Origin of the sequence: Enterobacter sp. Ap-1006 (assembly GCF_011752835.1) — a bacterium.
Classification (GTDB): Bacteria; Pseudomonadota; Gammaproteobacteria; order Enterobacterales; family Enterobacteriaceae; genus Cedecea.
The window spans coordinates 597,330-612,678 of record NZ_VWWU01000001.1 but is presented as its reverse complement, the minus strand read 5'-3'; the positions used below and the strand labels follow the sequence as shown (position 1 = coordinate 612,678).

Annotated in this window: 11 protein-coding genes; 9 read left to right on the top strand and 2 right to left on the bottom strand. The window is 57.1% G+C overall.

The genetic code is table 11. The features are described 5' to 3' along the window. The first annotated feature begins 18 nt into the window (after positions 1-18). The gene (yegD, locus tag F3J28_RS02795; protein ID WP_166872513.1) at positions 19-1,371 is read left to right on the top strand and encodes a molecular chaperone; all 1,353 of its coding nucleotides are present in this window, start codon (positions 19-21) and stop codon (positions 1,369-1,371) included. Positions 1,372-1,417: 46 nt separating this feature from the next. On the opposite strand, the gene F3J28_RS02790 is transcribed toward yegD, so the two are convergent. After that, positions 1,418-1,714 (bottom strand): helix-turn-helix domain-containing protein, encoded by a 297-nt coding sequence (locus F3J28_RS02790; protein WP_166872510.1) that lies wholly within the window; start codon positions 1,712-1,714, stop codon positions 1,418-1,420. After that, a complete protein-coding gene (locus F3J28_RS02785; RefSeq protein ID WP_166872507.1) occupies positions 1,698-2,063 on the bottom strand; it encodes a type II toxin-antitoxin system RelE/ParE family toxin in 366 nt (121 codons plus the stop codon). Before F3J28_RS02785 ends, F3J28_RS02790 begins: the two co-directional genes overlap by 17 nt. A gap of 272 nt (positions 2,064-2,335) precedes the next feature. Between F3J28_RS02785 and F3J28_RS02780 the strand changes: the two genes are divergently transcribed. The 8 genes from F3J28_RS02780 (at position 2,336) to trhP (ending at position 15,179) form a co-directional block, all read left to right on the top strand. Then, complete coding sequence (locus F3J28_RS02780) at positions 2,336-3,589, top strand: MdtA/MuxA family multidrug efflux RND transporter periplasmic adaptor subunit (RefSeq protein ID WP_166872504.1); 1,254 nt, start codon at positions 2,336-2,338, stop codon at positions 3,587-3,589. Further along, positions 3,589-6,711 carry an MdtB/MuxB family multidrug efflux RND transporter permease subunit gene (locus F3J28_RS02775; RefSeq protein ID WP_166872502.1) on the top strand — a complete coding sequence of 1,041 codons (3,123 nt, stop codon included), beginning with the start codon at positions 3,589-3,591 and terminating at the stop codon, positions 6,709-6,711. The genes F3J28_RS02780 and F3J28_RS02775 overlap by 1 nt, the downstream gene beginning before the upstream one ends. Then, the gene (gene mdtC, locus F3J28_RS02770) at positions 6,712-9,795 is read left to right on the top strand and encodes a multidrug efflux RND transporter permease subunit MdtC (RefSeq protein ID WP_166872498.1); all 3,084 of its coding nucleotides are present in this window, start codon (positions 6,712-6,714) and stop codon (positions 9,793-9,795) included. Beyond that, positions 9,792-11,207 (top strand): MFS transporter, encoded by a 1,416-nt coding sequence (locus F3J28_RS02765; protein ID WP_166872495.1) that lies wholly within the window; start codon positions 9,792-9,794, stop codon positions 11,205-11,207. Before mdtC ends, F3J28_RS02765 begins: the two co-directional genes overlap by 4 nt. Then, the gene (baeS, locus tag F3J28_RS02760) at positions 11,204-12,598 is read left to right on the top strand and encodes an envelope stress sensor histidine kinase BaeS (protein ID WP_166872492.1); all 1,395 of its coding nucleotides are present in this window, start codon (positions 11,204-11,206) and stop codon (positions 12,596-12,598) included. The genes F3J28_RS02765 and baeS overlap by 4 nt, the downstream gene beginning before the upstream one ends. Then, positions 12,595-13,317: an envelope stress response regulator BaeR gene (gene baeR / locus F3J28_RS02755; protein ID WP_008455132.1), complete on the top strand. Its 723-nt coding sequence runs from the start codon at positions 12,595-12,597 to the stop codon at positions 13,315-13,317. Before baeS ends, baeR begins: the two co-directional genes overlap by 4 nt. A 113-nt stretch (positions 13,318-13,430) precedes the next feature. After that, positions 13,431-13,688 carry a hypothetical protein gene (locus tag F3J28_RS02750; protein WP_166872489.1) on the top strand — a complete coding sequence of 86 codons (258 nt, stop codon included), beginning with the start codon at positions 13,431-13,433 and terminating at the stop codon, positions 13,686-13,688. 129 nt (positions 13,689-13,817) lie between these two features. Further along, positions 13,818-15,179, top strand: coding sequence for a prephenate-dependent tRNA uridine(34) hydroxylase TrhP (gene trhP, locus F3J28_RS02745; protein ID WP_166872486.1), 1,362 nt, complete (start codon positions 13,818-13,820; stop codon positions 15,177-15,179). The last annotated feature ends 170 nt before the right edge of the window (positions 15,180-15,349 follow it).

Sequence of the window (15,349 nt, the reverse complement as noted above, 5' to 3'; positions counted from 1 at the left end):
TGGGGATAATCAACGAAAATGAAAATCGGTTTTGACTACGGGACGGCGAACTGCTCGGTCGCCATTATGCGCGACGGAAAACCACAGCTGCTGGAGATGGAGAACGGCTCATCGCTGCTGCCTTCCATGCTCTGTGCACCGACGCGTGAAGCGGTGAGCGAGTGGCTCTTCCGTCACCACGAAGTTCCGGCTACGGGAAGCGAGACCCAGGCGCTGCTGCGCCGTGCGGTGAGCTACAACCGCGAAGAAGACATTGATGTGCTGCCCGGCAGCGTAAAATTTGGCTTAAGTTCTCTTGGCCAGTACATGGAAGATCCGGAAGAGGTTTACTTCGTTAAATCGCCGAAGTCCTTCCTCGGCGCCACCGGCCTGAAACCGCAGCAGGTCGCGCTGTTTGAAGATCTGGTCTGCGCGATGATGCTGCACATCCGCAAACAGGCGGAAAACCAGCTGGAAGGGACCATCGACCAGGCCGTGATTGGCAGGCCGATTAACTTCCAGGGACTGGGCGGGGAAGATGCTAACCAGCAGGCTCAGGGGATTCTGGAACGCGCCGCGCATCGCGCTGGCTTCCGCGACGTGGTGTTTCAGTTTGAACCCGTAGCCGCGGGGCTGGATTTTGAAGCCACGCTGCAGGAAGAAAAGCAGGTGCTGGTGGTCGACATTGGCGGCGGCACCACCGACTGCTCGGTACTGCTGATGGGGCCTGACTGGCACCAGCGCCGCGACCGCGAACAAAGCCTTCTGGGCCACAGCGGCTGCCGCGTGGGCGGTAACGATCTGGATATTATGCTGGCCTTTAAACAGCTGGCTCCGCTGCTTGGCATGGGCGGCCAGACGGAAAAAGGCATCGCGCTGCCGGTATTACCCTGGTGGAACGCCGTCGCGATTAACGATGTCCCGGCTCAGAATGACTTCTACAGCGCGGCTAACGGCCGCTCGCTCAACGAGCTGGTGCGGGACGCGCGCGAGCCGGAAAAGGTGGCGTATCTGCAGAAAGTCTGGCGTCAGCGCCTGAGCTATCGCCTTGTCAGGGCGGCAGAAGAGAGCAAGATTGCGCTCTCCAGCAGCCAGCAGGTTTCAGCATTGCTGCCGTTTATAGCCAAAGACGTCGGCTGCGATATCAGCCAGGAAGCGCTGGAAACCGCTATCAGCCAGCCGCTACAGCGCATCATGGAACAGGTCACGCTGGCGATGGACAACAGCCAGGCTAAACCTGATGTTATTTACCTGACCGGCGGCAGCGCTCGTTCTCCGCTGCTGCGCCATGCGCTCGCCCAGCAGTTGCCTGATATTCCGATTGCCGGAGGGGATGATTTTGGCTCGGTGACGCAGGGGCTTGCCCGTTGGTCAGACGTGGTTTTCAGATAATCACGTTCAAACATACCGCTCAAACCGCAGGCCTCCTGCGGTTTTTTTATATCTGGAAACGCCGGTCGCTTTCTGGAAACTCCAGATGCAGCGAAAGTTTACCGCCCAGCGCCTCAACGTAGCGCTTCAGCGTGAGCACTTTGAGATCGTTACCGCGTTGTTCAATCGCGGCGATTGCCGGCTGGGAAACCCCCATTTTTTGCGCCACTTGTTTTTGAGAAAGCCCCTGCTGCTCACGCACCAGCTGCAATCCCGTTTCCAGAATTAAGACTTCGGTCATTGCGCGGATCTCGGCCTGCTCTTCCGCCGAAAACTCCGCCATCACTTCAGTTAACGTTTTCATTTTCATCCTCCAGTTCTGCCAGGTGATGCGCAAACTGCGTATCGGCCACTTTTATCTGCGCCTGATAAAAACGCTTATCGTTTGATTTGTCTCCACCACACAGCACAACGGCTCTGCGATGCGGGTCAAAAGCAAAAAAGATCCGATAGGGCTTGCCGCGCCATAGCAAACGTAATTCCTTCATATTGGGATAGCGAGCTCCCTTTACCGTGTCCGCCTGCGGGCGGCTTAAAGCAGGCCCCCAGAACTCAATATTGCCGAAGGCCGCCACAAGTCGTTTGCGGAGCTCTACGGGCTGGGCCTGATACCAAAAGTAGAAATAGTCGGTAAATATCACGCGCCAGATCATCACTCACCTCATAAACTATAGGTTATATTTAAGATATAAACCACAGCTTATTTCTCGCTTCGTGATATGACTACTCCTGGGACTGAAACTTGCGTGACACCTCGGAAAACGTTTTGGGAAAAACAGTTTTATTTGGCCACGAAAACATCACTTACTTACTATATGTTGCTAATCTGACAGTACTTCATATTTCCTCCATCATTGCGGGGCTATCCGTTACTAAACTAGTAACATTACGCCTAAAATCGTTTCAGGAAGAGAACACGTCATCTATGAAAGGCACGCAGACTTCTCGCTGGTTGTGGATTACAGCCTTTATTCTGGTGGTGATTGCCACCGTCTGGTTCTGGCGCAGCCACAATACATCTTCGGGGACTCAGCCCCAGGCTAAATCAGGCCAGACATCCGCCCAGGGCGGCCGACGCGGAATGCGCGGTGGTGCGCTGGCCCCGGTTCAGGCCGCAACGGCAACCAGTGAAGCTGTGCCGCATTACTTAACCGGCTTGGGCACTATCACCGCGGCCAATACCGTGACGGTACGCAGCCGCGTTGACGGGCAACTTCTGGCCATTCATTTCCAGGAAGGCCAGCAGGTAAAAGCCGGTGATTTGCTGGCAGAAATTGACCCGAGCCAGTTCAAAGTCGCGCTGGCTCAGGCCCAGGGGCAGTTGGCTAAAGATCAGGCCACCCTGGCAAATGCTCGCCGCGACCTCGCCCGCTACCAACAGCTGGTAAAAACCAACTTAGTCTCCCGCCAGGACCTCGATACTCAGCTGTCGCTTGTGGAATCCACGCTCGGCACGGTTAAAGCCGATGAAGCCAGCGTTGCCAGCGCTCAGCTGCAGCTTAACTGGAGCCGCGTCACCGCGCCTATCGACGGCCGAGTTGGCCTGAAGCAGGTCGATATTGGCAACCAGATTTCCACCGGCGACACCAACGGTATTGTCGTCCTGACGCAAACACACCCGATTGACCTGGTGTTCACCCTGCCGGAAAACGACATAGCCACGGTGATTAAAGCGCAGAAAGCCGGCGAAACGCTGAGCGTTGAAGCCTGGGACCGCACCAACAGCGTAAAACTCAGCAGTGGTAAACTGCTGAGCCTTGATAACCAAATCGATACCACCACCGGCACCATCAAGCTGAAAGCCCGCTTTGATAATCTGGATGACGCGCTGTTCCCAAATCAGTTTGTGAACGCCCGTATGCTGGTGGACACCCAGCAAAATGCCGTGGTGATCCCAGCCGGTGCGTTGCAAATGGGCAACGAAGGCCACTTCGTCTGGGTACTGAACGGCGATAATAAAGTCAGTAAACACCTGGTCACGCCGGGGATTCAGGACAGTCAGAAAGTCGTGATTACCGCCGGCGTTTCCGCAGGCGATCGCGTGGTGACAGACGGTATTGACCGCCTGACGGAAGGCGCACAGGTTGAGGTTGTCGAACCGCACAGCGCGGCCGACGATAACGTCAAACCTACCGCGCAGACGAAATCCGGCCACAAACACAACGGAGCACGCTCCTGATGCAGGTGTTACCTCCAGGCTCCACTGGCGGCCCTTCCCGTCTGTTTATTCTCCGTCCGGTTGCCACTACTCTCTTGATGGTGGCAATTCTGCTGGCGGGGATTATTGGCTATCGTTTTCTCCCGGTATCAGCACTACCGGAGGTGGACTACCCTACCATTCAGGTGGTCACGCTCTATCCCGGCGCCAGCCCGGATGTCATTACTTCGGCGATCACTGCCCCGCTCGAACGCCAGTTTGGGCAGATGTCTGGCCTGAAACAAATGTCATCGCAAAGCGCCGGAGGGGCGTCGGTTATCACCCTTCAGTTTCAGCTGACGCTGGCGCTTGACGTTGCCGAACAGGAAGTGCAGGCGGCCATCAACGCCGCAACCAACCTCCTGCCCACTGACCTGCCAAACCCGCCGGTTTACAGCAAGGTCAACCCGGCGGATCCGCCTATCATGACGCTTGCCGTGACCTCAACCGCCCTGCCGATGACGCAGGTGGAAGATATGGTGGAAACCCGCGTAGCCCAGAAAATCTCCCAGGTTTCTGGCGTCGGTTTGGTCACGCTGGCGGGCGGCCAGCGCCCCGCCGTTCGCGTTAAATTGAACGCTCCGGCGATTGCCGCACTCGGCCTGACCAGCGAAACCATTCGCACCGCTATCACCAATGCCAACGTCAACTCCGCCAAAGGCAGCCTTGACGGCCCGGAGCGCGCCGTCACACTCTCCGCCAACGACCAGATGAAGTCGGCCCAGGAATACCGGGATTTAATCATCGCTTATCAGAACGGCGCGCCAATCCGCCTCGGGGATATTGCCACCGTTGAGCAAGGGGCAGAGAACAGCTGGCTCGGTGCCTGGGCGAACAAGCAGCAGGCCATCGTGATGAACGTCCAGCGCCAGCCTGGGGCCAACATCATTGAGACGGCAGACAGCATCCGCCAGATGCTGCCGACGCTGACCCAAAGCTTGCCGAAGTCGGTTGAAGTAAAACTGCTCAGCGACCGTACCACCAACATTCGCGCCTCCGTGACCGACACCCAGCACGAGCTGATGCTGGCCATTGCGCTGGTGGTGATGATCATTTACCTGTTCCTGCGCAACGTGCCGGCCACTATCATTCCTGCCGTCGCCGTGCCGCTGTCGCTGGTCGGCACATTTGCGGTGATGGTATTCCTTGATTTCTCCATCAATAACCTGACGCTGATGGCGCTGACCATCGCCACCGGGTTCGTGGTGGATGATGCCATCGTGGTGATAGAGAACATTTCTCGCTACATCGAAAAAGGCGAGAAGCCGCTGGCCGCCGCGCTAAAAGGTGCCGGGGAAATCGGCTTTACCATTATTTCCCTGACCTTCTCGCTGATTGCGGTGCTCATTCCCCTGCTGTTCATGGGTGATATCGTGGGCCGTCTGTTCCGCGAGTTTGCCGTGACGCTGGCAATTTCTATTTTAATCTCCGCCGTGGTTTCGCTGACGCTTACCCCGATGATGTGCGCCAGAATGCTGAGCCACGAATCATTGCGTAAGCAGAATCGTTTCTCCCGCGCCAGCGAGAAGATGTTTGATAACATCATTGCCGCCTATGGTCGCGTGCTTAGCAAAGTGCTGAATCATCCGTGGCTGACGCTGAGCGTTGCTTTTGGCACGCTGGCGTTGACCATTGTGCTGTGGATCTTTATCCCCAAAGGCTTCTTCCCGATTCAGGATAACGGCATTATCCAGGGCACGCTGCAGGCTCCGCAGTCGGTCTCCTTCGCCAGCATGGCCCAGCGCCAGCAGCAGGTCGCGGACGTGATACTGAAAGATCCGGCGGTGGAAAGCCTGACGTCGTTTGTCGGCGTAGACGGCACCAACCCTTCGTTAAACAGCGCCCGCCTGCAAATTAACCTTAAGCCGCTCAGCGACCGTGATGACCGCATCCCGACGGTGATTGATAGACTGCAGCAGAATGTCGCCAGCGTCCCGGGCGTGCAGCTTTATCTGCAGCCGATCCAGGATCTGACTATCGACACCACGGTGAGCCGCACCCAGTACCAGTTCACCCTGCAGGCGACCTCGCTGGACGAACTGAGCACCTGGGTGCCGCAGCTGGAAGATAAGCTTAAAACGCTGCCTCAGCTCGCGGATATCAGCAGTGACTGGCAGGATCAGGGGCTGATGGCCTACGTCAACGTTGACCGCGACAGCGCCAGCCGCCTCGGCATCAACATGTCATCAGTGACCAGCGCCCTGTATAACGCCTTCGGCCAGCGCCTTATTTCAACCATTTACACCCAGGCCAACCAGTATCGCGTGGTACTCGAACATGACACTAGCACCACGCCAGGGCTGAGCGCGCTCGACAACATTCGCCTCACCAGCAGTACCGGCGGCAGCATTCCATTAAGCGCGATTGCGAAGGTGGAGCAGCGCTTTGCCCCGCTGTCGATCAATCACCTCGACCAGTTCCCGTCCACCACGTTCTCCTTTAACGTGCCGGAAGGGCAATCGCTGGGCGACGCGGTGAACGCCATCACCTCGGCGGAAAAAGAGCTGGCGATGCCGTCCGATATCACGACGCAGTTCCAGGGCAGCACCCTCGCCTTCCAGGCGGCGCTGGGCAGCACCATCTGGCTGATTATTGCTTCGGTCGTGGCGATGTACATCGTGCTTGGCGTGCTGTATGAAAGCTTTATCCACCCGATCACTATCCTGTCGACGCTGCCCACGGCGGGCGTTGGCGCGCTGCTTGCATTGATGCTGGCGGGGGCCGAACTGGACGTTATCGCTATTATCGGCATCATTCTGCTCATTGGTATCGTGAAGAAGAACGCGATCATGATGATCGACTTTGCGCTGGCCGCCGAGCGTGAACAGGGTATGGCCCCGTACGAAGCGATTTACCAGGCCTGTCTGCTGCGTTTCCGTCCGATTCTGATGACCACGCTCGCCGCGCTGCTGGGTGCACTCCCGCTGATGCTTTCAACCGGCGTTGGCGCAGAACTTCGCCGCCCGCTGGGTATTGGCATGGTGGGCGGCCTGCTGCTCAGCCAGGTGCTGACGCTGTTTACCACGCCGGTGATTTACCTGCTGTTCGACCGCCTGTCGCACTACACGCGCCGTCGTTTCGGCCGACAGCATGAGGAGGCGTAAGTGAAGTTTTTTGCCCTCTTCATTTACCGCCCGGTGGCGACGATTTTATTGACCGTCGCCATTACGCTGTGCGGCGTGCTGGGCTTCCGCCTGCTGCCGGTTGCCCCGCTGCCGCAGGTCGATTTTCCGGTGATCATGGTCAGCGCCTCGCTGCCGGGCGCGTCGCCGGAAACCATGGCGTCGTCCGTGGCCACGCCGCTGGAGCGTTCCCTGAGCCGCATTGCCGGGGTCAACGAAATGACCTCGTCCAGTTCGCTGGGCAGCACCCGCATCATTCTGGAATTTAATTTCGACCGTGACATCAACGGTGCCGCGCGGGACGTGCAGGCGGCGATCAACGCTGCCCAAAGCCTGCTGCCAAGCGGGATGCCGGGGCGGCCAACTTACCGCAAGGCCAACCCGTCCGATGCGCCGATCATGATCCTGACGCTCACGTCGGACACACTATCGCAGGGTGAGCTGTATGATTTTGCCTCCACGCAGCTCGCGCAAACCGTCTCACAAATCGACGGCGTGGGCGACGTGGACGTCGGCGGAAGCTCTCTGCCCGCGGTGCGCGTGGACCTCAACCCTCAGGCGCTGTTTAACCAGGGCGTGTCGCTGGATGCCGTCCGGACTGCAATAAGCAATGCCAACGTTCGCCGTCCCCTTGGTTCGGTAGAAGACAGTACAAGCCGCTGGCAAATTCAGACCAACGACGAGCTAAAAAAAGCGGCAAACTATATGCCGCTTATCGTGCATTACAATAACGGTTCGGCCGTGCGGCTTCAGGATGTCGCCAACGTCACCGACAGCGTACAGGACGTGCGTAACGCCGGGATGACCAACGCCAAACCAGCCATTTTGCTGATGATTCGCAAGTCGCAGGAAGCGAACATCATCGAAACCGTGGACCGCATCCGCGCCAAAATACCCGAACTACGAGAAACCATTCCGGCTTCTATCGACCTTCAGGTGGCACAGGACCGGTCACCGACCATCCGCGCCTCGCTGGCCGAAGTAGAACAATCGCTGGTGATCTCCGTGTCGCTGGTGATTCTGGTGGTATTTCTGTTCCTTCGCTCAGGGCGCGCGACCTTTATTCCGGCGGTGGCCGTACCGGTGTCGCTGATCGGGACTTTTGCCGCCATGTATCTGTGCGGCTTCAGCCTCAATAACCTGTCGCTGATGGCGCTGACCATCGCCACAGGTTTTGTGGTCGATGACGCCATCGTGGTACTGGAAAATATTTCCCGTCATTTGGAAGCGGGCGTGAAGCCCATGCAAGCGGCGCTCCAGGGCGTGCGGGAAGTGGGCTTTACCGTACTTTCCATGAGTCTGTCGCTGGTGGCGGTATTCCTGCCGCTGCTGCTGATGGGCGGGCTGCCGGGGCGCTTATTCCGCGAGTTTGCGGTTACGCTTTCGGTCGCTATCGGGATTTCGCTGGTGGTGTCGCTCACGCTCACGCCAATGATGTGTGGCTGGCTCCTGAAAAACCGACCTCCTGAAAAGAGAAACAAAAACCGTGGATTTGGTCGCCTGCTGATTGCCATGCAGGGCGGCTACGCGCGCTCGTTGAAATGGGTGCTAAATCATACGCGGCTGGTGGGTGTGGTACTTCTGGGTACGATAGCCCTGAGCGTCTGGCTCTACATCGCTATCCCGAAAACCTTCTTCCCGGAGCAGGACACGGGCAGGCTGATGGGCAATATTCAGGCCGATCAGAGCATCTCTTTCCAGGCCATGCGCGGTAAGCTGCAGGACTTTATGAAGATCATTCGTGAAGATCCGGCGGTGGATAACGTCACCGGCTTTACCGGCGGCTCTCGGGTTAACAGCGGCATGATGTTTATCTCACTTAAGCCATTGAGCGAACGCCAGGAAACCGCCCAACAGGTGATTGACCGACTGCGCGGCAAGCTTGCAAAAGAGCCCGGCGCCAACCTCTATTTAATGGCGGTGCAGGATATTCGCGTTGGTGGCCGTCAGGCGAACGCCAGCTACCAGTACACGCTGCTTTCCGATGAGTTAAGCGCCCTGCGAGAGTGGGAGCCGAAAATCCGTAAAGCGCTGGCGGCGCTGCCGGAACTGGCTGACGTTAACTCCGACCAGCAGGATAACGGCTCGGAAATGGACCTGATTTACGACCGTGAAACCATGTCGCGGCTAGGGATCAACGTCTCGGATGCCAACAATTTGCTCAACAACGCCTTTGGTCAGCGCCAGATTTCCACCATCTACCAGCCGTTGAACCAGTATAAGGTGGTCATGGAGGTCGACCCGCGCTACACCCAGGACATCAGCTCGCTCAACCAGATGTTTGTGATTAACAGCGAAGGGAAGTCGATCCCCCTCTCCTACTTTGCCAAATGGCAGCCAGCGAACGCCCCGCTGTCGGTTAACCATCAGGGGTTGTCCGCCGCATCAACCATCTCGTTCAACCTGCCTGACGGGATATCGCTTTCTGAAGCCAGCGACGCCATCGACAGAACCATGACCTCGCTGGGCGTACCGACCACCGTGCGCGGCAACTACGCCGGGACGGCACAGGTGTTCCAGCAGACGATGAACTCGCAGGTGATTCTGATTCTGGCAGCCATTGCCACGGTGTATATCGTGCTGGGTATATTGTACGAAAGCTACGTTCACCCGCTGACCATCCTCTCGACGCTGCCTTCTGCGGGCGTCGGGGCGCTGCTGGCGCTGGAACTTTTCGGCGCCCCCTTCAGCCTGATTGCGCTAATCGGTATCATGCTGCTGATAGGTATCGTGAAAAAGAACGCCATTATGATGGTGGACTTCGCAATAGAGGCGCAGCGTAAGGGCGATTTAACGCCAGAAGAGGCGATTTTCCAGGCCTGCCTGCTGCGCTTCCGCCCTATTATGATGACCACGCTGGCCGCGCTGTTTGGCGCGCTACCGCTGGTGCTAACCAGCGGGGATGGCGCAGAACTTCGTCAGCCGCTGGGGATCACCATCGTAGGCGGGCTGGTGATGAGCCAGCTGTTGACGCTTTACACCACGCCGGTGGTTTACCTGTTCTTTGACCGACTGAGATTGCGCTTTAGCCGCAAACCCCGTGAAAGTAAGGCTCTGTCCGTATGACTGATTTGCCCACCGCCGTTCGCTGGCAGTTATGGATTGTCGCTTTTGGCTTCTTTATGCAGGCGCTGGACACCACGATTGTGAACACCGCGCTTCCCTCGATGGCGCATAGTCTGGGCGTAAGCCCGCTGCATATGCACTCGGTGGTGGTGGCCTACGTGTTAACGGTTGCGGTCATGCTCCCGGCAAGCGGCTGGCTGGCGGACAGAGTGGGCGTTCGCAATATCTTCTTCACGGCGATAATTCTTTTTACCCTCGGGTCCCTGTTTTGCTCCAATGCCTCTACGCTCAACGAGCTTGTTCTCGCCCGCGTCGTGCAGGGCATTGGCGGGGCCATGATGGTACCGGTGGGGCGCCTCACGGTGATGAAAATCGTGCCGCGGGCGCAATATATGGCGGCGATGACTTTCGTGACTATCCCAGGCCAGGTAGGCCCCCTGCTTGGCCCTGCGCTGGGCGGCGTGCTGGTGGAGTACGCCTCCTGGCACTGGATTTTCCTGATAAACATTCCTGTCGGCATTGTCGGGGCCATCGCTACCCTGTGGCTGATGCCCAACTACACCATGCAAACCCGACGCTTTGATATTTCCGGCTTCCTGCTGCTGGCGTTTGGGATGGCGGCGCTGACCATTGCGCTGGACGGACAAAAAGGACTGGGCATTTCCAGTGAAACGCTCGGGTTGCTGATCCTCGGCGGGGTTATCGCCATTCTGCTTTACCTGTGGCATGCCCGCGACAACGAAAACGCGCTGTTCAATCTCAATCTGTTCAACACGAAAACCTTTTCGCTTGGCCTGCTGGGCAGCCTGTGTGGACGCATCGGCAGCGGCATGTTGCCGTTTATGACGCCGGTGTTTCTGCAGATTGGTATGGGTTTCTCGCCATTCCATGCCGGGCTGATGATGGTCCCAATGGTGCTTGGCAGCATGGGCATGAAGCGTATCGTTGTGCAGGTCGTCAACCGCTTCGGCTACCGCAACGTGCTGGTCGTCGCCACGCTCGGCCTGGCGCTGATCACGCTGATGTTTATGGGTACGGCCCTGATGGGCTGGTTCTGGCTGCTGCCGGTCGTCCTGTTTGTACAGGGCATGGTCAACTCCATGCGCTTCTCTTCCATGAATACGCTGACGCTAAAAGATCTGCCGGATGACCTCGCCAGCGGCGGCAACAGCATGCTCTCAATGGTCATGCAGCTTTCCATGAGTATCGGCGTGACCGTCGCGGGCCTGCTGCTGGGCATGTTTGGCCACCAGCAGCTTCCGGCCGGTGGGGAACAGGCTCACAGCATCTTTATGTACACCTATTTCTGCATGGCGCTGGTCATTGCCCTTCCGGCATTGCTGTTTGCCCGCGTCCCAAATGACCGTTCAGAAAACACGGTAATCAGCCGCCGTAAAAGGAGCGAAACATGAAACTTTACCGCTCCGGGATCACCGGGAAATTATTCCTCGCCATATTCTCCACCTGCCTGCTGGTGCTGGCCATCATGCACTGGGGCGTGAGGTTAAGCTTTGAGCGCGGCTTTATCGACTACATCAAACGCGGCAATACTCAGCGCATTGAGATGCTAAGTGATGCCCTGGGCGAACAGTATGCGCTGCACGGCAACTGGCGCTTCCTGCGGCACAACGACAGGTTTGTGTTTCAGATTTTACGTTCGTTTGAGCGCGAAGGGGATGAAGCTCACGGCATGCCGCCGCAGGGCTGGCGCACTAAGTTTTGGGTGGTCGATCAAAACTATCAGGTTCTGGTTGGCCCGCGCGAGAAGCTCCCTCCAGACGGGATGCGCAAACCGATTAACGTCAATGGTCAGGACGTTGGCTGGGTGATCGCCTCCCCCATTGAGCGTCTGACCCGCAATACCGACATTAACTTCGATCGCCAGCAGCGACGTACAAGTTGGATCATCGTCGCCCTGTCCAGTTTGCTGGCGGCAGCGGCCACCTTCCTGCTTGCCCGTGGCCTTCTGGCCCCGGTGAAACGCCTGGTTGAAGGTACGCACAAGCTGGCCGCCGGAGATTTTTCCACCCGGGTCGCGGTCGGCAGCCAGGATGAGCTGGGGCGGCTGGCACAGGACTTTAACCAGCTTGCCAGCACCCTGGAAAAAAACCATAAAATGCGCCGGGCTTACATGGCGGATATTTCTCACGAGCTGCGCACCCCGCTTGCCGTTTTGCGCGGTGAGCTAGAGGCAATTCAGGACGGCGTGCGTCAGTTTACGCCGGAGTCCGTCACGTCACTGCAGATGGAAGTCGCCACCCTGACCAAGCTCGTTGACGACCTGCACCAGCTTTCCATGTCCGATGAAGGCGCGCTGGCCTACCAGAAAAAATCGCTGGATATCATTGCGCTGCTGGAAGTGGTTGCCGGGGCATTTCGATCCCGTTTTGAGTCACGCGGGCTGACAATACGCCTTGCGCTACCGGAAACCGCGACTATTTTCGGGGACGGAGACCGCCTGATGCAGCTGTTCAACAATCTTCTGGAAAACAGCCTCCGCTACACCGACAACGGTGGGCAACTGGTGATCGGCGGTAAAATTGTGAATCAGCAGTTTGTGATGAGCTTTGACGACAGCGAACCCGGCGTCTCGGACGAACAGCTAGGCCAGCTTTTTGACCGTTTCTACCGCGCGGAAGGTTCCCGCAACCGCGCCAGCGGCGGTTCAGGGCTGGGCCTGTCTATCTGCCAGAATATTGTGACCGCCCATGGCGGAACGCTAACCGCCTCCCATTCACGCTTTGGCGGCGTTAGTATTACCGTTGAACTTCCTCTGGAAACAGAAACGTCGAGGACACTATGACCGAGCTACCGATTGACGACAGTACGCCCCGTATTTTGATCGTAGAAGATGAACCTAAGCTTGGGCAGTTGCTCATCGACTACCTCCGCGCGGCAAGCTATGCCCCTACTCTGCTGAACCACGGCGACCAGGTGCTGCCGTATGTTCGCCACACGCCGCCGGATCTCATTCTGCTGGATTTGATGCTGCCCGGCACAGACGGCCTGACGCTGTGCAAAGAGATTCGACGTTTCTCCGAAGTCCCCATCGTCATGGTGACCGCCAAAATAGAAGAAATTGACCGTCTGCTGGGGCTGGAAATTGGCGCTGACGACTATATTTGCAAGCCTTACAGCCCGCGCGAAGTCGTCGCCCGCGTGAAAACAATCCTCCGCCGCTGCAAACGTCAGCTTGCCATTTCCGCCGGGTCGGAAGAAAGCCCGCTGGTGATTGATGAAGGCCGTTTCCAGGCTATCTGGCGCGGTAAATTGCTGGATCTCACCCCCGCCGAGTTCCGCCTGCTAAAAACCCTGTCCCACGAGCCGGGGAAGGTGTTCTCCCGCGAGATGCTGCTGAACCATCTGTATGACGACTACCGCGTGGTCACCGACCGCACCATCGACAGTCACATAAAAAACCTGCGCCGCAAGCTTGAGGCGCTGGATACCGATCAGTCGTTTATTCGCGCCGTTTACGGGGTGGGTTATCGCTGGGAGGCGGACGCCGGCCGAGTAATTTAAACTCATATCCGGGACTACTACTTTTAGTAGACTGCTCAGAGAACCCAAAAAACTCTACGATAGAACGCAGGCCGGTCAACATTTACCGGCGTCTTCCCTGCAAGGAGATTGTCGTGGAAAAGTATGTTTTCTATAGCCGGGATATTGCTTTCAATATCTACCCGAAGGCATCTCTTGGTGTGGAAGAGAAAAAACAGTTGACCGCTGATGGATTTAAAAAAATTGGCTTCGAGATACTGGCGACGGATGAAGCCGCCGCGCTCGACAAGTTCATCGCGCATTTCAAAGAAAATACCGAAGCGCTGAAAGAGTACACGGAGAATATTGCCTTCGCGTCGCTCCTTTTTGTCGGTATCCCGCTCATCGCCTGAATCCGCAAGACGGTTTACTCCCCGGCTTCACGGCGCTACAATTCCCGCCCTTAAATTGTGGTAATCCACTCGACTTTAGCCGCTTCACAAGGTGGAGCGGTTCTGACCTGATATCAGAACGAGAACTTCATGTTTAAACCGGAACTCCTCTCCCCGGCGGGAACGCTGAAAAACATGCGTTACGCTTTCGCCTACGGCGCAGACGCCGTCTACGCTGGCCAGCCGCGCTATTCGCTACGCGTGCGCAATAACGAATTCAACCACGAAAATCTCCAGCTCGGGATCAACGAAGCCCACGCGCTGGGTAAAAAATTCTACGTGGTGGTGAACATTGCCCCGCATAACGCCAAGCTCAAAACCTTTATTCGCGACCTTAAGCCGGTTATCGACATGGGCCCGGATGCGCTGATCATGTCCGATCCAGGGTTAATCATGATGGTGCGCGAGGCGTTCCCGGAAATTGACGTTCACCTCTCCGTGCAGGCTAACGCCGTTAACTGGGCAACAGTGAAGTTCTGGAAGCAAATGGGGCTGACGCGCGTGATTCTTTCCCGCGAGCTGTCGCTGGAAGAAATCGCCGAAATTCGCGAACAGGTTCCAGAAATGGAGCTGGAGATCTTCGTCCACGGCGCGCTGTGCATGGCGTATTCAGGCCGCTGCCTGCTCTCCGGCTATATCAACAAGCGAGATCCTAACCAGGGAACCTGCACCAACGCCTGCCGCTGGGAATATAAGGTTCAGGAAGGCAAAGAAGACGACATCGGCAATATCGTCCACGTGCACGAGCCGATTCCGGTGCAAAACGTTGAGCCTACGCTGGGCGTCGGTGCGCCAACGGACAAAGTGTTTATGGTGGAAGAAGCCAAACGTCCAGGCGAATACATGACCGCTTTCGAAGACGAACACGGCACCTACATCATGAACTCGAAAGATCTGCGCGCCATTGAGCACGTGGAGCGCCTGACCAAAATGGGCGTGCACTCGCTGAAAATCGAAGGCCGTACTAAGTCCTACTACTACTGCGCACGTACCGCGCAGGTGTATCGTCGCGCCATTGACGATGCCGCAGCGGGCAAGCCGTTCGACCCTACGCTGCTGCAAACGCTGGAAGGCCTGGCCCACCGTGGCTATACCGAAGGTTTCCTGCGTCGACATACCCACGACAGCCATCAGAATTACGAGTACGGGCACTCCATTTCCGAGAGCCAGCAGTTTGTGGGCGAGTTTACCGGCGAACGCCGGGGTGACCTGGCGGCGGTGGCGGTTAAAAACAAATTCCTGCTGGGCGACAGCCTTGAAATGATGACCCCACAGGGGAATATCACCTTTACGCTGGAAATGCTGGAAAATGGCAAATCCCAGCCGATAGACGTGGCTCCGGGCGATGGTCATACCGTATGGATGCCTGTACCTCAGGAGATAGCGCTGGATTATGCTCTGCTAATGCGCAATCTCTCTGGTCAGACAACCCGTAAACCGCACGCAAACTAGTGAATTAGGGTTATTTTTCGCGCTAAAGCCATTCTTAGAAACCGATCACATACGGTTACACAAGATAACGTTATTATCCGCAAGCTGAAAAACATAACCCATAAATGCTAGCTGTACCAGGAACCACCTCCTTGGCCTGCGCAATCTCCCTTGCGCAGGCTTATTTTTAT